This window comes from Shewanella sp. 1311 (genome assembly GCF_059338235.1).
This window is the reverse complement of the sequence record NZ_CM181686.1, coordinates 2,706,572-2,727,145: the sequence shown is the minus strand read 5'-3', so window position 1 is coordinate 2,727,145 and position 20,574 is coordinate 2,706,572. Positions and strand designations below refer to the sequence as shown.

Annotated in this window: 17 protein-coding genes; all 17 read left to right on the top strand. The window is 49.1% G+C overall.

The window, feature by feature from the left end:
* Position 1 precedes the first annotated feature (1 nt).
* Positions 2-793 (top strand): hypothetical protein, encoded by a 792-nt coding sequence (locus AC5YB3_RS12265; RefSeq protein WP_259527895.1) that lies wholly within the window; start codon positions 2-4, stop codon positions 791-793.
* 167 nt (positions 794-960) lie between these two features.
* Positions 961-1,524: a hypothetical protein gene (locus AC5YB3_RS12260; protein ID WP_310802887.1), complete on the top strand. Its 564-nt coding sequence runs from the start codon at positions 961-963 to the stop codon at positions 1,522-1,524.
* A 179-nt stretch (positions 1,525-1,703) separates the two neighbouring features.
* Positions 1,704-3,059 carry a glutathione-disulfide reductase gene (gene gorA, locus AC5YB3_RS12255; RefSeq protein WP_226059714.1) on the top strand — a complete coding sequence of 452 codons (1,356 nt, stop codon included), beginning with the start codon at positions 1,704-1,706 and terminating at the stop codon, positions 3,057-3,059.
* Between the two features lie 181 nt (positions 3,060-3,240).
* The gene (locus AC5YB3_RS12250; protein WP_006079439.1) at positions 3,241-3,441 is read left to right on the top strand and encodes a DUF1656 domain-containing protein; all 201 of its coding nucleotides are present in this window, start codon (positions 3,241-3,243) and stop codon (positions 3,439-3,441) included.
* Positions 3,442-3,447: 6 nt separating this feature from the next.
* Positions 3,448-4,311: an efflux RND transporter periplasmic adaptor subunit gene (locus AC5YB3_RS12245; protein ID WP_259574017.1), complete on the top strand. Its 864-nt coding sequence runs from the start codon at positions 3,448-3,450 to the stop codon at positions 4,309-4,311.
* A 5-nt stretch (positions 4,312-4,316) separates the two neighbouring features.
* Positions 4,317-6,389 carry an FUSC family protein gene (locus AC5YB3_RS12240; RefSeq protein WP_126493268.1) on the top strand — a complete coding sequence of 691 codons (2,073 nt, stop codon included), beginning with the start codon at positions 4,317-4,319 and terminating at the stop codon, positions 6,387-6,389.
* A gap of 163 nt (positions 6,390-6,552) precedes the next feature.
* Entirely contained in the window at positions 6,553-6,729 is a 177-nt protein-coding gene (locus tag AC5YB3_RS12235; protein ID WP_006079436.1) for a hypothetical protein, read from the top strand.
* 3 nt (positions 6,730-6,732) lie between these two features.
* Complete coding sequence (gene putP, locus AC5YB3_RS12230; protein ID WP_012090617.1) at positions 6,733-8,229, top strand: sodium/proline symporter PutP; 1,497 nt, start codon at positions 6,733-6,735, stop codon at positions 8,227-8,229.
* An 11-nt stretch (positions 8,230-8,240) separates the two neighbouring features.
* Complete coding sequence (proB, locus tag AC5YB3_RS12225) at positions 8,241-9,341, top strand: glutamate 5-kinase (RefSeq protein ID WP_006079434.1); 1,101 nt, start codon at positions 8,241-8,243, stop codon at positions 9,339-9,341.
* Between the two features lie 48 nt (positions 9,342-9,389).
* Complete coding sequence (locus AC5YB3_RS12220) at positions 9,390-10,637, top strand: glutamate-5-semialdehyde dehydrogenase (protein WP_012588921.1); 1,248 nt, start codon at positions 9,390-9,392, stop codon at positions 10,635-10,637.
* 402 nt (positions 10,638-11,039) lie between these two features.
* Positions 11,040-13,226: a TonB-dependent siderophore receptor gene (locus tag AC5YB3_RS12215; RefSeq protein WP_494525404.1), complete on the top strand. Its 2,187-nt coding sequence runs from the start codon at positions 11,040-11,042 to the stop codon at positions 13,224-13,226.
* A gap of 39 nt (positions 13,227-13,265) precedes the next feature.
* Positions 13,266-13,907, top strand: a complete 642-nt coding sequence (locus tag AC5YB3_RS12210) for a nickel transporter (protein WP_494525403.1) — start codon at positions 13,266-13,268, stop codon at positions 13,905-13,907.
* Positions 13,908-13,934: 27 nt separating this feature from the next.
* Positions 13,935-14,984, top strand: a complete 1,050-nt coding sequence (locus tag AC5YB3_RS12205) for an efflux RND transporter periplasmic adaptor subunit (RefSeq protein ID WP_494525402.1) — start codon at positions 13,935-13,937, stop codon at positions 14,982-14,984.
* Between the two features lie 4 nt (positions 14,985-14,988).
* A complete protein-coding gene (locus tag AC5YB3_RS12200; protein WP_494525401.1) occupies positions 14,989-18,156 on the top strand; it encodes an efflux RND transporter permease subunit in 3,168 nt (1,055 codons plus the stop codon).
* Positions 18,149-18,517: a hypothetical protein gene (locus AC5YB3_RS12195; RefSeq protein ID WP_494525400.1), complete on the top strand. Its 369-nt coding sequence runs from the start codon at positions 18,149-18,151 to the stop codon at positions 18,515-18,517. The genes AC5YB3_RS12200 and AC5YB3_RS12195 overlap by 8 nt, the downstream gene beginning before the upstream one ends.
* The gene (locus tag AC5YB3_RS12190; RefSeq protein WP_494525399.1) at positions 18,514-20,118 is read left to right on the top strand and encodes a PepSY-associated TM helix domain-containing protein; all 1,605 of its coding nucleotides are present in this window, start codon (positions 18,514-18,516) and stop codon (positions 20,116-20,118) included. The genes AC5YB3_RS12195 and AC5YB3_RS12190 overlap by 4 nt, the downstream gene beginning before the upstream one ends.
* Positions 20,115-20,441 (top strand): DUF3325 domain-containing protein, encoded by a 327-nt coding sequence (locus AC5YB3_RS12185; protein ID WP_494525398.1) that lies wholly within the window; start codon positions 20,115-20,117, stop codon positions 20,439-20,441. Before AC5YB3_RS12190 ends, AC5YB3_RS12185 begins: the two co-directional genes overlap by 4 nt.
* Positions 20,442-20,574: the final 133 nt, after the last annotated feature.

The window sequence follows — 20,574 nt, the reverse complement described above, 5'->3', positions numbered from 1 at the left end:
TATGGCAACACACTCAGTAAAACTGATGGCGAGCATCCTCTGTACTTTAGGCATCAACGGCCTGAGTGATAACGCATTCGCCAATGAGAGCCTAGAAAGCATCGAGAGCATTTCAAGCGCCGGATTGCCCAGCCAGAATAGCCAAGCCTTAGCTGTAACACTGGATTTAGGTTGGGACAGTCAATACGTCTCACAGGGTCGCAATAATCTGCAAGATGGCGGCATCTATTGGCTGAATACCGCAGTCCAGCAAGACAATATCACCGTCTACGCTTTAGTTGGCCGCGGCGATAGCCAAGCCTACACTGAGTGGAATATCGGCCTTGAATATGGGTTCGATGTGGCCGAAAACCTAGAGGCTAATGTGGGTTATCAACGCATTGAAGGCTACAGCAATAGCCGTTGCCACGATAACGAGCTATTTGCCGAACTCGCTTACACAGCTGAACCTTGGCTAGTACCATCGGCAAGTTATGTCTATTCCAACGAGGCTGCGGGTTACTTTGTTGAAGTGAGTTTACACAGCTATTGGCATGTCACAGATCAGCTCAGTCTCACGCCATACATCACTCAAGGGTTTGATTTTAAATACCGCACAGAAGAACACGATGGCCGCAATAACTTGCAATTTGGCCTCGAAGCCAGTTATCAGCTGTCATCCTACATGAGTATCGATGGTCACATCAGCCACAGCATTGCCCAAGGAGATATTGAGCAAGAAGCGATGGCGAATGGCGATATGAGTTCGCAAGATGAGACCTATGCCGGCATCCACTTTGCGATAACGTTTTAACTCCATTCTTAGCGCTGCGGTTTTTAGTTCAGTGTTTTTAGCGCTGTATTACAACCTTCCTCAGTCAATTTATCCCGCTCCATTTGGCAAAATAGCGCTCACTAACTACACTCAAAAAGTCGACGGAACGACTCACCATTCATATCGATTTTGCCGAGGAACAGGGAATGTTAGCCCAGCACTTTTATCTCATCCGCACCGCCGTTATTGCCTTACTTCTGCTTTTTCTCCCAGTCATACACTCGGCTGACGCACGGCAATTACTTGAACTTGAGCCTGAATCTGAACCGAGTCTAGAGTCCTTATCGCAATCGACACAAACCGCGCCTTTGCCCCTAGGCACCTTGCTCGACAGTGAGGGCAAACCGATTAATCTACCTGACCAAGAGCAAAGCAGTTTCGAGTATTCGGCTCCCACTCTCACGCCGACTGAGTCATCCAAAACCACTAAATCAACTAAAGCCACGCAATCGACCAAAGCCACTAAGAGTAAAAAACTCAGCCGCAAGCAACAACTTGCCAGCCGTGAACACGTAGCCAATGATCCCAACTGCCGCTGGCTCGATAAACGTATGGATCAGTTAGAAGCGCAACTCGGCGGCAAACAAGATAATGCCGCTACGCATCAAGCCGACGAACTCAGCGCCCGCCAAAAGGAATGGCAATGTTTGAAATGTGGCGCAGAAGGTCCCGCTCAAAACGATCACTCTAATTGCCAATATCGCCGCTAGACGGCGACCCGATGAACAGCTGATGCCCAGTTCGGGTAAGTGTAAAGCTCAGGATCTTTTTCAGTCAAAGTACGGTCTTATGCGTTAGTCATGCAATGGGCTGGTCTGTTATCGCAAACACCCCTACAATGACCTTCTGCTGTAAAGCATCTCATCCTTGAAGTAAGACGGAGAAACTCATGGCTCAACATTTTGACTATATCTGCCTAGGCGCAGGCAGCGGCGGTATCGCCTCAGCAAACCGAGCAGCAATGCGTGGCGCTAAGGTTCTACTCATCGAAGCCAAACACGTAGGTGGCACCTGTGTAAACGTAGGCTGTGTGCCGAAAAAAGTCATGTGGTATGGCGCCCATGTTGCCGAAGCGATGAACCTTTACGCCAAAGATTATGGTTTCGACGTCACTGTTAATAAATTCGATTGGAATACCTTGGTCGAGAACCGCGAAGCCTACATTGGCCGTATTCATGATGCCTACGGCCGTGGTTTTGCCAACAACAAAGTGACCCTGTTAAATGGCTACGGCCGTTTTGTCGATGGCAACACTATTGAAGTGGATGGCGAACATTACACCGCCGATCATATCCTTATCGCCACTGGCGGCGCGCCGACTATTCCGAATATTCCTGGTGCCGAATACGGTATCGACTCCGATGGTTTCTTCGCCCTGCGTGAGCAACCAAAACGCGTTGCCGTTGTGGGCGCGGGCTATATCGCCGTTGAAGTCGCTGGCGTGTTACACGCTCTGGGCAGTGAAACTCACTTATTAGTGCGTAAACATGCACCGCTGCGTAACTTTGACCCCATCTTAGTCGATGCCCTCGTTGAAGCCATGGCGACCGAAGGCCCTACATTGCACACCCATAGCGTACCAAAAGCTGTGGTTAAAAATTCCGATGACAGCCTGACACTGAGCTTAGAAAACGGTGAAAGCATCACAGTCGATTGCCTAATTTGGGCGATTGGCCGTTCACCAGCGACGGGCAATATCGGCTTAGAAAACACCGAAGTGCAAGTAGATAGCAAAGGCTATGTCATCACTGACGAGCAGCAAAATACGACCCACAAAGGAATTTACTGTGTCGGCGACATTATGGCGGGCGGCGTAGAGCTCACACCTGTTGCGGTTAAAGCGGGCCGTTTGTTATCCGAGCGTTTATTTAACGACATGACAGATGCCAAAATGGATTACAGCCTGATCCCAACGGTCGTGTTCAGCCATCCACCCATTGGCACTATGGGCTTGACCGAACCAGAAGCCCGTACTCAATACGGCGATGATAACGTCAAAGTGTATACCTCGACGTTTACCTCAATGTACACCGCCGTCACGGCCCATCGCCAAGCCTGTAAGATGAAGTTAGTTTGCGCTGGCAAGGACGAAAAAGTCGTCGGTATTCATGGTATTGGTTTTGGTATGGACGAAATCCTCCAAGGTTTCGGCGTCGCTATGAAAATGGGCGCAACTAAGGCCGATTTCGATGCGGTCGTTGCTATCCACCCAACGGGCGCTGAAGAATTCGTTACCATGAGGTAAAAGCGATTTTTGCTTTGATTTCATCATATTTAGGGCCAGCTAATGCTGGCCCTAATTGATCGCAGATAGCATAAAATCATTAACTCTCACGCGACTTTCCTATAATCTCGACTGAGTACTTTGCATTTTAAACACATAGCGCGGTTATCGCTGCGCCACTGTAATCGGGATGAATAGCGTAATGCTTAAAGAACTCGCGTTCGATGGTTTGTTATTTAGTCCATTAATTATCTTTATCCCCTTAGCTTTTCTGCTTTCCTGCATCACTCGCTTGGTACTCTATCAAACTGGGCTCTATCACAAGCTGTGGCGCGAAGCTTGGTTCGAAGTTGGGCTGTTTATCTGCTATCTGGCGTTGGTCATTTACTTGCTTGGGAGTTGATTGTTCATGGGAAAAATCTTTCGTATCAGCCTCACCCTCATTGTGGTCGCGGTTGCAGGTATTGCCGGACATTGGATATGGTCACACTACCTTTATTCTCCTTGGACCCGCGACGGCCGAGTTCGCGCCGAAATCATTACCATAGCGCCAGATGTGTCCGGTTGGGTAAATCAACTGAATGTAAAAGACAATCAAATCGTCAATAAGGGTGATGTGTTGTTCACTGTGGACGATACCCGCTACAAGGCCACCATTGCCGAATTGAATGCGAAAGCGGAAAGTCAAAAATTGGCATGGGAACTGGCAAAACATAAGTACAAACGTCGTATCGGTTTGACCAATGACAACTTGGTCAGCAAAGAAACCTTCGACGAAGCCTTTATCAATACCGAACTGGCACGAACCAGTTATGAGCTCGCACAGGCGCAATTGAATACCGCCAAAATTGACTTAGCGCGAACGCAAATTCACGCTCCCGAAAATGGCACTCTGATCAATTTAAGTCTGCGCAATGGCAACTATGTCAGCAAAGGCAACTCAGTATTTTCGCTGGTCAAACAAGATTCTCTCTATATCACAGGCTATTTTGAAGAAACCAAAATCCCCTTGGTTCACATAGGTCAAAAAGCCGATGTCAGCCTTATGAGTGGCGGTCACGTCTTGCATGGCAAAGTGACCAGCATAGGTAAAGCAATCGCCAATACCAATGTCACTACTAATGGACAGTTATTACCGCAAATCGGCCAAACCTTTAATTGGGTAAGGTTGTCGCAGCGTATTCCGGTCGATATTCAGCTAGAAAGCATTCCTAAGGACATAGAGCTGAGCGTCGGCATGACAGTTTCCATCCAGCTACAGACTGACAAATAGTCATTATGACGCTGTTACTGAAGAGTTTATTCTTTCCAGACCGACGAACCCTCATCTTCGCGATTAAAGGCGTGATTTCGATGGCGCTCGCCTTATATGTGGCCATGTTCTTAAATCTAGAACGGCCATATTGGGCGCTGGTGTCGGCGGTATTTCTGCAAATTCGCCCCGAAAGTGGACTCGTGATCGAAAAGGGCTTATGCCAAATCGGCGGCACCTTAGTCGGCGCGCTCGCGGGGATTGCCATACTCAACTGGTTTACGCCCTATCCCGAACTCGCCTTAGGATTACTCGCCTGCTGGATAGGGCTAAATTCTGGGTTGTCGGCCATGGTACGCCAGCAAAACTTTGTCTATGCCTTTGCTATGGCGGGCATGACCGCCTGCTTGATAGTGCTCATTGTGATGGCGAGCCCAAGCACGGCCGATAGTGCAAAAATATTCGATGTGGCACAGTCGAGGATCAGCGAGATTGTCGTCGGGGCGATTTGCGCCGTTTTAGTCAGCTCGCTACTTTGGCCGACAAAGGTAAAACATAGTCTACAATTGCATGCTAAAAACACCATTAATCATACGCTTAACTATCTTGCATTAGAACTCGATTTACAGGGGGAACATGCGAGTCGCCATGAACATATCGACACGATTATGGAGTCAGTATCGGCGCTGAGTGACGACTCCAGCGCGGTGATTTATGAAGGCCCCGAAGGACGCGGGCAGAGCCATGCGGCGAACTTTCTCTGCAATAAGACTCTTTCGCTATTGGCGGCAATCCAACTATTTGGCCGGCTGCAACGTAATCATTCCCATCTTGTTAGCGAACCACTCGCGAAATCCTTAGCCAATATGCGCAGTAGTTTTACCTTGATGGCGCAATCGAGTGATTACCAAGAATGCTACAAAATGGCGCGCACCTTGAGGTATCAACTCCAGCAAAACCTGATGCAATACCGCGACCGCGCGCCGTTAGAGACGCGCTTACTCAAAGTCGCGATGGAATTAAGCGCCGATCTGATCATGGTGCTCAAGAGCTACAACGTGCTGACCAGTCACTCTGCGGTGCAGCTCAACGCGCCGCCGATGGAGTTTCACCGAGATCCATTAATAGGCGTTACCACGGGCCTGCGCAGCATGGCGGTGTTTGTCATTGGGGCTTCATTGTGGATTGGCACAGGGTCGAGCGCAGTCCTCATGATGATCCTGCTGCCCGTGGTCTTTTCCATCATGATGGCGCGCCAACCACTGCCGATGTTAACCACGATTTTGCGCCGTATTCTTGTCGGCATCACTATCGCGGCACCACTCACAGTGTTTTACGCTTTACCTTTGCTGGCAAAGAGTAGCGGCGATTTCGAAATCCTCGTTTTAGTGCTCGCTGGGCCGTTTTTTATTGGCTTACTCGCCTTGGCGAATCGACCGACCTTGCCCTATGGGCTCGGCATTTGCGTGCCGTTTGCTGTGTTAGTGCAGCCCAGCAACACCATTTCATTTGCGATAGAAAACACCGTCAGCAATGCCTTAGCGATTTTTGTTGGCGTGACTGTGCTGTATTGGTTGTTTAAATTGATTACCGAACCTAGCCAGCGGTTGATGCAATATCGTCTGCTGCAATCCATCCAAAAAGATCTGGTGCATATCGCGCAGCATGATGATCCCGAGCCTTGGTTTAACGCCCGCATGGGCGATCGACTGCTGCGGATCGCCAGTTACGAAAAAGGCTCGGGCAAGAGTTCGAGGGTATTTACCGATCTGGTGTTTACTGCACTTAATCTAGGCCATGTGTCGATTCGGATGCGGCGCATGTTGCAGGGCATTTCAGATACGCACTTAAACTTAGGCTTAGAAAATGCACTCAACCTCTGGCAACACAATTTAGGTCAGGCATTTATCGCCTGCGCCCACGGACAAGTCGCAGAAGAGTTTAACATCAGCAGCGAAGCATTATTAGAAGCGCTGGCCCAATGTCCGTTACCCCACGAACAATTCACTATGATTACTGGGATGTTTGAACGCATCACTTTAACCTTCGAACGCACTGCCCACAGTATCGCCGAGCAGAAAAACACCTCCGAAAAATAATCAGTTCTCAAACTATTTTTCGCCCCAAAAGCCACTCTTTTGCTGCCACCAAAACCATTTAAATTCAATGGAAGCTTGATATTTGGCCGATAAAATGCCTTAATATAGTTAGATCACTAACTATATTGGTGATATAAATTCAATTATCAACCAAGGAGAAATTATGTCTACGGAGAACCCACCAGAGGAAAATCTCATCTCGCAAGTAGCAAGCTTTACCCGATTACACGCTAAGGAATCAATGCAGTTTATGTGTTTACTTGCAATATTAAGCACCTATCTCTTTGTCATTTTGAAACCGAGTATTATTCAAAATAACAAAGCGTTAGGAGAAAAATAACCAATGAATTACCTCGCTTACATTTCCTTAGCTATCTACTTTATCGTTATGCTCGCCATTGGCTTATTCGCTTACAAAAAATCTACCAGCGATGTGTCAGGCTATATTCTTGGCGGCCGTAAGGTAAGTCCACAGGTCACCGCACTCTCAGCGGGTGCATCTGACATGAGTGGCTGGATGCTAATGGGTCTTCCCGGTGCTATGTTTTTGGTTGGTTTCGAAACCATTTACATCGCACTTGGGCTATTGATTGGTGCTCTAATCAATTACTTGATCGTCGCACCAAAACTTAGGGTTTATACCGAGGTGGCGGACAACGCCCTCACTATCCCGGAGTTTTTTGCTAAACGCTTCGGCAATGCCAACGGCAGTATCCGTATTATTTCGGCCGTGATCATTGTGATCTTCTTTACCTTGTATACCTCAGCAGGTTTAGTGGCTGGCGGTAAATTGTTTGAGTCAGCATTTGGCCTGAACTACGACATAGGTTTAGTCGTCACACTAGCGGTTGTGGTTTCTTATACCCTGTTAGGTGGATTCTTGGCAGTGAGCCTCACTGACTTTGTCCAAGGCTGTATTATGTTTGTCGCCTTAGTCTTAGTTCCTGTCGTGGCATATCAAGAATTTACCAGCGCTGACACTATGTTGAACTTTGCGTATCAGTCGATTCCACACTTCACCGATGCGATGCAAAACGTCACTATGTTAGGGCTTATCTCAAGCTTATCTTGGGGACTCGGTTACTTTGGCCAACCGCATATTATTGTCCGCTTCATGGCGATTCGTTCAGTAGCTGACATTAAAACCGCCAGACACATAGGTATGGGCTGGATGACAGTGACCATTGTGGGTGCACTGGCAACAGGTCTTGTCGGTATCGCTTACGCCAATAAATTTGGTATGAAGCTGACCGATCCTGAAACCATCTTTATCGTGTTTTCTGAGTTGTTGTTCCATCCGATCATTAGTGGCTTCTTACTGGCCGCCATTCTGGCCGCGATCATGAGCACCATTTCATCGCAGCTATTAGTGTCATCAAGCTCACTCACGGAAGATATCTATCGCGTTATTTCGAAGAAAGAATCTACCGAGAAAGACATGGTGAAAATGGGACGCTTTGGCGTAGCAGGCGTGGCAATTGTCGCGAGTCTACTGGCGCTCGACCGCTCTAGCAGTGTGCTATCACTGGTGAGTAATGCATGGGCAGGATTCGGTGCCGCATTTGGTCCGTTAGTTTTGTTTAGCTTGTATAAAGCGAACCTAACCCACAAAGCCGCGATTGCCGGCATAGTGTCAGGCGCAGCTACAGTGCTGTTTTGGATTTATGCCCCGGTATTGGCAGATGGACAAGCCTTAACCACAGTGGTGTATGAAATGATCCCCGGCTTTGCCGTGAGCAGTGTGGTGATTTGGATAGTCTCGTTACTCGATACTGATCCCTGTGCCAAAACCACTAAATTATTCCATAAGGCTGGCCGTGTTTTAGCCGAAGACAGATGAGGCGCGCAGGTATGACTGACTTACCCTGGAAACGCATTGTCGTTAAGGTAGGTAGTGCCCTGATTGCACCCCACAAACAAGGTTGCAGCAGTCACTACTTACTCGGCATTGCCCAATTTATTACTTATTGTCGTGCCCAAGGGATCCAAGTTGTCTTGGTCTCTTCGGGCTCAGTCGCCGCGGGATGGCATCACTTTGGCGAGGTTGATAAACCTAGCGTCACAGTGAAGAAAGCCATGGCAGCAGCAGGTCAGGCCGATATGATGGCCACATGGAACAAGTTATTTGATTTCCCGACCGCACAGCTACTGTTAACCCACGGTGATTTACGCAACCGAGATCGTTACATCAGTATTAAAGATACGATTTTCAGCCTACTCGAACATGGGCTACTGCCTATCATCAACGAGAACGATGCCGTGACCGCCGACAAGCTCAAAGTTGGCGATAACGATAATCTTTCGGCCATGGTAGCCGCAGCGGCCGATGCCGATACCCTGATTATCTGTTCGGATGTGAATGGGCTTTACACACAAAACCCCCATGAAAATCCCGATGCACAGCTTATCAAGCAGGTGACCGAGATTAATGCCGAGATCTACGCCATGGCAGGCGGCGCCAGTAGCGCCGTCGGCACAGGTGGTATGCGGACTAAGATACAAGCCGCCAAAAAGGCAATTTCCCACGGGATCGAAACCTTTATTATCAATGGTTTTGATGCTGACTCATTCAACCAATTGTTGAAGGGCCAAAACCCAGGAACCTTATTTACCCCCGATGAAAAGCCAATGCAAGATCACTTGCACTGGATGACACATACCTCGCAGGCTCAGGGCGAAGTCATTGTTGAAAATGACTTTAATATCTCCCTCGATATCCATAGCGAGCAATTGACCAGCGACGATGTCGTTGCCATCAATGGGGACTTTTCTGCCGGTGACACCATTTTAGTACGCAAAGGTGATGGTACTAAATTGGCCAAGGCCAAATCCAATTACAGCAGTTGTTTACTTAGCTTTATTACGGACCAAGACGATCGCGAGTTTGCCAGTGAATTTCAGCAAAAGACTGGACCGATCATTTCCGAGAAAAACATCGCCATTCTCGAATAAGCATCAGCCGAATAAATATGAGCGAGTAAACATCTAAGCGGAGTAAATATGACTTTAATCAAAAACTTATCTCAAGAAGCTGCTAAAGCGGCTCTTATTCTCGCCCAAGTTGACGAACAGCTTAAAAATACTGTACTGCTCGACATGGCGCGTTCATTACGTGAAAAGTCCTACGAAATCCAAAGCGCTAACTTGATTGACCTACACAGAGCAACAGCCGATAACGTTGCCCCTGCTATGCTCGACCGCTTAACGCTAACACCAGAACGCGTAGAAGCCATGGCAGTAGGGATTGAAACCATCGCTGCCTTGCCCGATCCCATTGGCAATGAACGCTATATTGGTCAACGACCTAACGGCTTATCCATCAGCAAGATGCGCGTGCCATTAGGCGTGGTTTGTATGATTTATGAAGCACGTCCGAATGTTACCGCCGATGCGGGTGCCCTGTGCTTTAAATCCGGCAATGCCGTGATTTTGCGCGGTGGTAAAGAGGCGCTGCACACCAGTAAAATTATCGCCACCATTTTGCAAAGCGTATTGAAACAGTACGGCTTGCCCGAGGCGTTAATCACAGTGGTGCCCGATCCTGACCGTGCACTGATGTTGGAACTGATGCAGCAACGAGATTATATCGATGTGATCATTCCCCGTGGCGGCGAAGGCTTGATTAACTTTGTGTCTGACAACAGTAAAATCCCAGTGATCCAGCATTTTAAAGGCGTGTGTCATTTATACGTCGATAAAGATGCCGATCTGGATATTGCTTTGGACTTACTGCTTAACGGTAAAACCCAGCGCACAGGCGTTTGTAATGCCCTCGAAGCCCTATTAGTGCACCAAGAAATTGCTTCGCAATTCCTGCCTAAAGTGGCCAAAGCGCTGGCCGAGCATAAGGTTAAAATCAATGCTTGTACCCAATCCGGTGGCTACTTCGAAAACTGTACTTATATGGAAGAAGACGATTTCGGCCAAGAGTATTTAGATCTCGAAATCGCCATTCGCCAAGTCGATCACTTCGACCATGCAATCCAACACATTGCCCGTTTTGGTAGCCAGCACACCGAAGTGATTTGCACTGAAAACGAAGTCACAGCCGCACGCTTCCAACGTGCAGTCGATGCCTCAGTGGTGATGGTCAATGCTTCTTCGCGCTTCTCCGACGGCAGCGAGCTCGGTCTTGGCGCCGAAATTGGCATCGCGACCTCTAAGCTACATGCCTACGGCCCAATGGGACTCGAGTCCTTGACCGCTGAGAAGTATTTAGTCTCAGGCACAGGCCAAGTACGGGCGTAAACCTAAGGTGTAAATCATACTTTTAGGCTTAACAAGTCCGTTGGATTTCGATTCAATTGTAAAGATTAAAGGCCACAGTCGGTAACGACTGTGGCCTTTTTGTTAGCTAAAGGAACTTGAGTCACAACAGCTTTTGTTCCAAGTCGATGCCCTGAAACCGAGTTATAGTAAGGCATGCGCTAAAAGTACAGCGCTCACCGCGACCGCTTATCACAGCTCGCTGACAAACTATTCGCCAATAAGTTACAACCCCGCTTAAACAATTTACACATTGAGCATATTGCATTTATTTTCAACAAACCTATCATGCGATCGATTCTCATTTGCAACTATGTGCTTTATTTGCACTCAGGATCACCAATCATCATTTAATCTGAAATCGCCTGAAAGGATTGAAATACCATGCCTCCCCTATCTGTTTTAACGTCATGGCGCTCGCCATTGATCCCTGTACTTCTCAGCACACTCACTTTGACGGTTCAAGCCAATACGGACCCTAAGCAGGATGAGAAAGAAGATACAGAACAGATAGAAAGATTAAACGTAGTCGGAACCTACACCCGAGCGGCAATGAATAGCGCCACGGGTTTGTCTATGTCACTCAAAGAAACCCCGCAAAGCGTCACTTTGATTACCGAAGAGATGATCAGTGACAAAGGTTTGATCACTATGGAGTCAGTGTTAAACCACACTCCGGGCGTCACTATGGTGGGTGATGCCTCTGAAAACAGTAAGATTTTCGTGCGCGGTTATGCACTCGACAGCGGTGTGCAAATTGACGGCTTAATCACAACCTCTTCATCCAATGTTTACAGCGGCTCAATTGATCAAGGTTTAGACCCTGTGATTGCCGAACGAGTTGAAGTGTTAAAAGGTGCGGCCGGGATCTTAAGCGGCTTAGGTGAACCTTCTGCCACGGTTAACTTTATTCGTAAACGCCCAACGGATGATACCCGCGCCACGGCAAGTGTCAGTTATGGCTCGTGGAATACCTATAGATTAGAGGCCGATGTTTCTGGCTGGCTAACGGATTCAGGCAATGCTAAAGGTCGATTCGTCAGTGCGGTGAAGAAAGGCGATTCGTTTATCGACCGCTATCAACGCGATACCACAGTGCTTTATGGCGTGGTTGAAACGAGTCTAGGTACAGATACTAGCTTGTCACTGTTTGCGGACTATCAAAAATCGCAAACCGATGGCGTGTATAACTGGAACTCTAATCCTGCATTTTATACCGATGGCACAGCTGTCGATTTCGGCCGCAGTTATTCCAGCTCACAGGACTGGACCCATTGGGACGTGACCCAAAAAAGTCTCATGGCCGAGTTTAAACATAGATTCGATAACGACTGGTCACTCGTCAGTGCCTATCGTATTGCTAACGCCACCATAGATGCATTGGCCTTTTACCCTGGCGACAACATAGTGAAACCAACCGGCGAGTTTGTCGGCCCTTGGGGCGATACCTATTCCGCCCAGCATGATAGAGAATCCGATACCAACAGCTTCAACCTATACGCCACGGGTAACTTCGACTTACTCGGCCGTGAGCACAGTGCGGTGATCGGTTTTAACTATGGTGACAACGAGTTTGACAACATCAACACGAACTCCGCACCCCAACGTCGCTATAACGTGGCAGATCAAGGCAATTATCCCAAGCCTAATCTGCCTAATTCACCCACCAATGGCCAAAAAAATGAACAAAGCCAATCGGGTGTTTACGGCACAGTCCGTATCAATGTATTGGATTCCCTGAAGTTAATGGTCGGCGGACGCGTGAGTAACTGGTCCTACGAAAAACATGATCTCGTGGGCAATAGCACAGATGCGACCATGGAAAAAACCGGCATTTTCATCCCCTACTATGGCCTAGTCTACGATGTGACCGAACAAATCTCTGTCTATGCCAGCCGTACTGAAATCTTCAAACCCGGCACCTATTTTGGTGAAGATGGCCAACTGCTCGAACCCGCAGAAGGCACCAACATCGAAGGCGGCATCAAGGTCGCACTGTTCGATGACACCCTCAATATGTCAGCGGCAATCTACGAAACCAATAAAGACAACGAACCCGAATATGCGGGTAAAGGTCAGCTACCTTCTGGGGATTTTATCTACGAGAGTGTCGATGGCATTACCACTGAGGGCTACGAGCTAGAAATTGCCGGACGGCTTACCGATCTTTGGGATATCAGTGGCGGTTATACCCATAACGACGCGGAAGATGAAGATGGCCTACGCCGCCAAACCTATCTCCCCGAAGATATTTTCAAACTGACCACTAAGTATAACTTTGAAGACATCCTCCCCGGTGTTACTGCGGGCGCAAGCTGGCGCTGGCAGAGCAGTACCTTCTATCAAGGCACTATTTGGGGTGTCGATGGCGCGCCGAATGTGGCTTACCGCCAAGCACAATCCGCCTACTCACTCGTCGACTTAATGTTTGGCTACCAAATAACGCCGTCGATTTCGATGCAAGTGAACATCAACAATATTTTCGACAAAAACTATAACCGCTCACTCTGGGGCTACGCAGACTTTGGCGAGCCACGTAATGCCACGCTGTCATTACGTTGGACACTGTAAATTTTGCACCCAACACTAAACTATATTAAGGATAATCAAATGAAACAAGCACTTGTACTACTCACTTTACTCGGCGGTATCGCCTTTTCGGCTCAAGCACATGAAGTATGGCTTGAGCGCAGCAGCGATGGTTCGGTCAAAGTGCAATTTGGTGAACCGGGTTCAGAGTACGCCACAGCCGAAGAGTTAGCGTCATTAAGCGCAGCACGAATTTTCGACGCCAATGCCAAAGCGCCGCTGACCGCCACAGCGCAAGCCGATCATTTGCTGGTTAAAACCCAAGATGGCAAGAGTGACGTCAGTTTCTATGCCGATACCGCGTGGCAACCCTGGAAAACCGAGACAGGACTACAAGCCGCAATACTCTATGCCCGCACAGGACAAGAACACACCAAAGCGCTGCAAGATTTTGAATTTACGCCAGTAAAGTCAGGCGATCCCGAGTTTGTGCTTAGCTATAAAGGCGCGCCACTGGTGAATCATCCAGTGCAAGTGTATCGCCCCGGTTTTTGGAGCAAGTCTTTCACCACCGATGCCCAAGGTAAATTCGCCCTCGATACCCCAGATGCAGGCCACTACTTGCTCGTCAGCAACCACACCACAGAAGGCAAGCAAACACTGGCTGGCAACGAGGTTGATAGCGTTTTACACATCACCACCACGAGTTTTATCACTCAGTAACAATCTTAATAGTGAGATGGAGTTAACGTGCGGTATTTAATGATAGGTTTATACCTGCTGTGTTTTGCAGTCCACGCAAGCGCAGTACCTGTAACAGTCGCCTTGCCCCAAACTGGCAGCACCAATGAACTGTTGCCACTCAGTGGCTCCATTAAATCCGCACGGGTGGCTCGCTTATCGGCACGTACCGATGGCCTAGTCGCCAAAGTGCTGGTCGATGCGGGCTCCCAAGTCCGCGCAGGCCAGCCTTTACTCGCACTCGACGATACCTTAGCCGTACATCAATTAGCACAGCGTCAAGCCGATGTGATGGCCGCTAAGACCATGCTGACAGAAAAGCAGCGACTCCTCACCGAGGCGCAAACACTCAGCGCTCAGCAGTTATTCCCCGAAACAGAGCGCGCGATTCGCCAAGCGGCGTTAACCGAGGCCGAAGCCAATCTGCAGAGTTTAACGGCAGCACTCGCACACCAAAAAGAGGTAGTCGCCCGTCACCAACTGATGGCGCCGTTTGCGGGGGTGATTTCCAGCAAACAAACTGAAACCGGTGAATGGGTTAATGTCGGCACTGAAATCTTCACCTTAGTATCCCAAGAACAGCTCTGGCTCGACATTCAAGTGCCGCAGGAAATGTTCCAAAGCGTAGCCACTGCGACTCACGTGGACATTGCCGCCGACATGCTGCCTGAACAAGCGTTTATCGGCCATGTGAATGCCCTTGTCCCTGTGAGCGACCACAATGCTCGCAGCTTCTTAGTACGCTTGACTATTCCCGAAGCGGATGGACTTTTGATGCCCGGCACATCGGCCACCGCCACCTTCCACTTACAGCGGGCGCAACACAGTGTTGTCGTGCCGCAAGATGCGCTAGTCCGTCACCCCGACGGCCAGTTCAGCGTCTTTACCGTGCAAAACAACATAGCCCAACGGCATACCGTTCAAGTGGGCCATACGAGCGCCATCGGGATTGAAATCCTCAGTCCATTACCCAAAGACGCGCCCGTGGTGATCCGCGGCAATGAGAGCCTACAAGACCAACAGTCAGTCTCTGTGCTCAACTCTGTAATAGGAGGTTAGTGGGATGCTGAAGTTTGGTATTAAACATGGCACCTTACTGTCGGTCATAGTCTTGATATTCTGCGTGTTGGGCACGGCTGCCGCACTGCGTATCCCAATCCAAATGATCCCCGACTTAGATGTGCGCACCATCAGTGTCGCCACAGGTTGGCCGGGAGCAACGCCGCAAGACGTTGAAAAAGAAATTCTACTTGAGCAGGAACGTTACCTGCGCACCCTGCCCAACTTACAACGCATGACTTCTTGGGCCGATACCGGTTCAGCATGGGTAGAACTCGAATTCCCCCAAAGCACTGAGATCAGTGACGCGCTTATTCGTGTTAGTAATGCGCTCAGCCAAGTGTCGTCTTATCCAGAAAACGTCGACCAACCAAGACTTTACAGCAGTTCATATTCAGACAACGCTTTCATGTATTTCCGTCTCGTGCCAGTCGCAGGCAACCCGCTGAATCTAGATATAGACATGATGCGCGATTTCGCTAACGACTTCATTCGCCCACAAATGGAGCGCGTCAAAGGCGTTTCCTCCGTCACCATTCAAGGCGGCGCCGAACGGCAAATCCAAATACTGCTCGATCCCGCCAAACTCGCCCAACGCGGCATCAGCATTATGGATGTGCGCCAAGCCATTAGAGATCGCAACAAAGACACCTCTGCGGGCGATATCGACAGTGGTAAAAAACGTTATTTACTGCGGGTGATTGGCCGTTTCGAGGATTTAAATCAACTTAAGCAACTGATTTTAAAACGCCAAGGTAATACTAATATTCTGCTGCAAGACGTTGCCGAGATAAAACTCGACCACGCTGAGATCCGTGAGCTGTCCTTTGCCGAACAAGAACGTACCCTCAGCTTAGCGGTTAAGCGGGACGTCGGTTCTAACGTTATCGCCATCAAAGCCGCCATGATGCCTGTGGTAGCGCAGATCAATCAAAATCAACTCGCCCAGCACGCCATGCAATTAGAGTTATTCAGTGATGATGTGCGCTATGTGCAAGATTCAGTTGAAAATGTGTGGGTGAATTTGGGCCTAGGTGCATTACTGGCAACCTTAGTCATGTACCTCTTTTTGCGCTCGAGTCGAGCCACCCTGATAGGCGTTATCGGTATTCCGCTGTGTACCTTAGCCGCCTTCGTCGGGCTGCTAGTGTTTAATCGCACCATCAATGTCATTTCCCTCGCGGGCGTGGCCTTTGCCATCGGCATGACAGTCGATAACAGCATTGTGGTACTCGAAAGCATTGAACAAGCCCGCAGGCGCGGATTAGGTCGTCTCGAAGCAGCCATCAGTGGCATTTACGATGTGTGGCCTGCGGTACTGGCCTCGACACTCACTACAGTGCTGGTGTTTGTACCCATTCTATTTATCAAACAAGAAGCGGGGCAACTGTACTCGGATATCGCGATTGCCATCGCTTCATCCATTGTCGCTTCTATGTTGGTCGCAGTGTTCATCGTACCCGCCGCTATTGCACGTTTTGGCTTCGGTAAGATGCGCTCGGCAAGCACAGACCAAAGTGAGCCGCCCAAAGCATCACGCATATTGAGCTTAGTCAGCCAGCTGGTGCTATCGGCAAAACGCCGCGCCGCTGTGATTGTGCTATCACTCGTCTCGACGATTGGGCTTGCAGCTTGGCTTATGCCTCCGGCCGAATATTTACCCGAAGGTGAAGAACCAAAAGCCTTTACCTCTATGGTCGCGCCGCCGGGTTACAACCTATCGGAAATGGCTAAAATTGCAGAAGAATTAACCACTCAGCTATCTGCGAGAGTCAATGCTGAGGCGACATCCTTTAAATCTGGTGAGCAAAAAATTCCGCCGCTAAAATATTATACCCTCAGTGTAGGTGTCGGCAGTATTTGGGTGATGAGCGAGCCCGTTCGCAGCCAAGATATGGAGGCTATGATGAGCTCACTCACCGCCTTGTTTGAGCAATATCCAGGCATGCGCGCCTATTCATCGCGGGGGTCGATTATTTCCAGCAACGATGGTGGCACCCGCGCAGTCGCCTTGGATATTTCTGGCCCGAATCAAGCCAGCCTCTACCGCGCTGCCGAAGCGGCGTATCAAGCGGCAGAAAAAGTGTTTGCCGAGCCGCAGCTGTATTCAGACCCATCGACCTTGTCGCTAGATCAACCGCTGTGGCAGATTTCCCCTCGCTGGCAACGTCTTGTAGAACAAGACTTTAGCGGCAGCGAGTTTGGCTATGCGGTTTCGGCACTGAGCGATGGCGCCTATGTCGACGAGTTTTTCCTCAATGATAACAAGGTAGATATCTTCCTATTTAGTCTGGCAGGCAATCAACAGAGCCTGTCGCAATTGGCGCTCGCTCCGATAGTCACGCCTAAGGGCAATGTGTTGCCACTGCAAGCCTTGGCCGATATTAGCGAGCAGATGGATAGCGACAGTTTACGCCGCGTCGATGGCCGCAGAACCGTGACCCTTTACATCATTCCACCACGCGCCATTGCGCTGGAAACCGCAGTGGCTAAGGTGCGGGAAGAATTAGTCCCCATCCTCTATCAACAGGGGGCGGTCGGCAAAGATGTCAGTTTGGACATTTCGGGCGCAGCCGATCAGCTCGAAGCGACGAAAGCGGCACTCTCCAGTAATTTTCTGGTCGCCGTGTTGATCATCTACTTGTTATTAGTCGCGATTTTTAATCACTGGGGTTATCCGTTATTTGTGTTGGTCACTATCCCACTCGGGCTCGCAGGCGGGTTAGTCGGCTTACAAGCGCTGAATTATACTGGCAGCTTATTTGCGTATCTTGGCGGCCAAGGTTGGCACCAACCCTTTGATATGATTACTATGCTTGGATTTTTAATCCTGCTCGGCACAGTCGTTAATAACCCGATTTTGATCGTGGAACAGAGCCGTAAAAACCTGCAATCGGGTCTGTTTAGTGTCGTTGACGCCGTAAAATCTGCCGTCGCTAATCGATTGCGGCCGATTTTAATGTCCACCGCGACGACCTTGTTTGGTCTATTACCGCTGGTGTTATTCCCTGGGGCTGGTAGTGAACTCTATCGCGGTGTTGGCATAGTTGTGCTGGCAGGCCTTATCGTGGCAACGCTACTCAGCTTAACCTTTTTACCCGCCCTGTTAATCTCTGTGTTGTCCCGCACTCACAAGACAAATTCAGCCAAAGTGGCACACCATCATGACTGAGAAAATCGCCATGACTCAGCCGTTAATACAAAGGCTAACACGTTGGAAAATCTCCACTATTTGGCGCGATAGTCTGCACATAGGTAGTCGCTGCCTCGCGGCCATATTCGGGGGTTATTTGTTAGGTGCGGTCGCGACCATTTTGCTCGCGCAAATCCTGCCGTTATCTCAGGTTGATCGGGTGTTAACCGCCATGATGCTGTCATTTACTGTGTACACGTGCGCCGTGCTGTGGGTCTTTAGTGTTAAATCAACATGGCGATACTGGCTGGATTTATTCGCGCTTAGCGGTCTGCTGTATTTAGCCTACCTTGCCGCTAAGGCGTTGGATATCAATCCTATTCAAGGTGGCGGATTATGAAAGACTCCTTTTTTCGTTCAATGACTTGGCTACACACTTGGGTGGGATTACTCACCTGCTGGGTGTTGTTTCTGGTTTTTTTCGCCGGAACAGCGGCCTATTACCGTGCTGAAATTAACCTATGGATGCAACCCGAAAACCACGGCAGCCAATATGATGTCAATGCGGATAACCAACAGCTGATACTCAAAGGTCTAACGGCCTTGGCACAGCAAGCCCCCGACGCTGAGACATGGTGGGTGTATCTGCCCACACAGCGGACGCCATTACTGACCTATGCGTGGAGTGAACCTGCCGCTGAAGGCCAGCGATTTGGTGATTATCATCAAGGCTTTATTAACCCTGCGACGGGTGAAGCCCTGCCCAAAGCACGGGAAAGTCGAGGTGGCGATTTCCTCTATCGACTGCATTTTGACTTGTACTACATGAGCGTCATCACTGCGCGTTGGATCGTCGGCTTTTGCACTATGTTCATGTTGGTCGCCATCATCAGCGGGATAGTGATCCACAAGCGGATTTTTAAGGATTTTTTTAGTTTTAGACCCGGCAAAGGCCCGCGCTCTTGGCTCGATGCCCACGTCGCCAGCTCAGTGCTTGCCTTACCTTTCCATCTAATGATCACTTACACCGGCCTAGTGACCCTGATGTTTATGTATATGCCATGGGGGCTTAACACGCAATATGGTGATGAAACTCAAGCCTTTTATTCGCAATGGAAACCCATTTATAGCTCAAGTGTCCCTAGCGGTGAAGCCGCCACTATGCAGAGTCCGCAGCAACTGCTTGCAAGCCTTAATGCTGCCATGCCCATGAGTGATGAAGCGGCGAGTCCAATAGAGATGCTACAGGTCGAGCACTTGAATGATGCCAACGCCAAGGTAACAGTTCGAATGAGTCCAGAACACAGCTTAAACCAGCAAGCACCTTGGTATCGCTTCAGCGCAATAACGGGGAAATTAACAGAAGAATCAACGGCTAAATCGGCAGCGAATAAAACCCAAAGCACTATGATAGCACTCCACAGCGGCCGCTTTGCTGGTCAAGGTTTGAGATTATTATATTTACTAGCAGGGATTACAGGCTGCGTGATGATTGCGACGGGCGCCATCATGTGGGCAGAAAAACTCGCTCAGAAACAACAAAAAAGCGGCCAGTTCAAACCCGGCTTAGCCTTAGTAAAAATGCTGAATCTGGCAACTTTTGCAGGTCTTCCCATAGCGTTAGCCAGTTATTTCTACGCCAATCGACTCTTACCCGTCACCTTTGCTGATAGAGAGAACTGGGAAATCCATTGTTTCTTTATCAGTTGGGCGTTAGTCGCGCTACTCGCTTGCTTCAAACGAGATAAACAGACATGGCAACGACTTTTTTTACTCACCGCCTTGCTTTATGGTCTGCTACCCCTGCTCAATGCTATGACTTCGCAGTATCAGCTGATGAGCAATCTACAGCGCCAAGCCTATGTTCTCGCAGGATTTGATCTGATGATGCTCGCACTTGCAGCGCTGTTTTACATGGCAGCTAAACGCTTGCGTAGCCCTAAAAAAGTGCTGGCTACACGGATAACCAAAGCGACGACAGAATTAGGAGTTGAATCATGACAGCCACAGGCGAATTGTTAACCTGTTTTATCGCCATGGGGCTGTTGGCCTTATCTTATTTTAGCCACCACCGAGTGGTGCGTAACCGCCCGTTAACCGATGCACAAGCACGCGGATTTCGCACCGCTGGCACTGCAATGCTCGTCTTGTGCTATTGGCTTGCCAGTCGTCATTACGGCCCCGCTTACGCCAGCGTATTACTGCTCGGCTGGGTGTGTTTAAGTTCGATAATCCTAGTAATTTTACTCAGCTACAAGCCACGCTGGTTACTGCCCATATTACCCGCCAGCACCGTAGTGTGCTTGCTCGGCTTGTTATATTAACCAATGATTTTAAACACAAAATCACGTCAACCATGAGCGAGACTGATTGATAAAAAAACATAGAGTAGGGATTGTGAGATGAGTTCTTTTTAAAGCGATAAACACATGAGTGACGACATAACTAATGATTAAG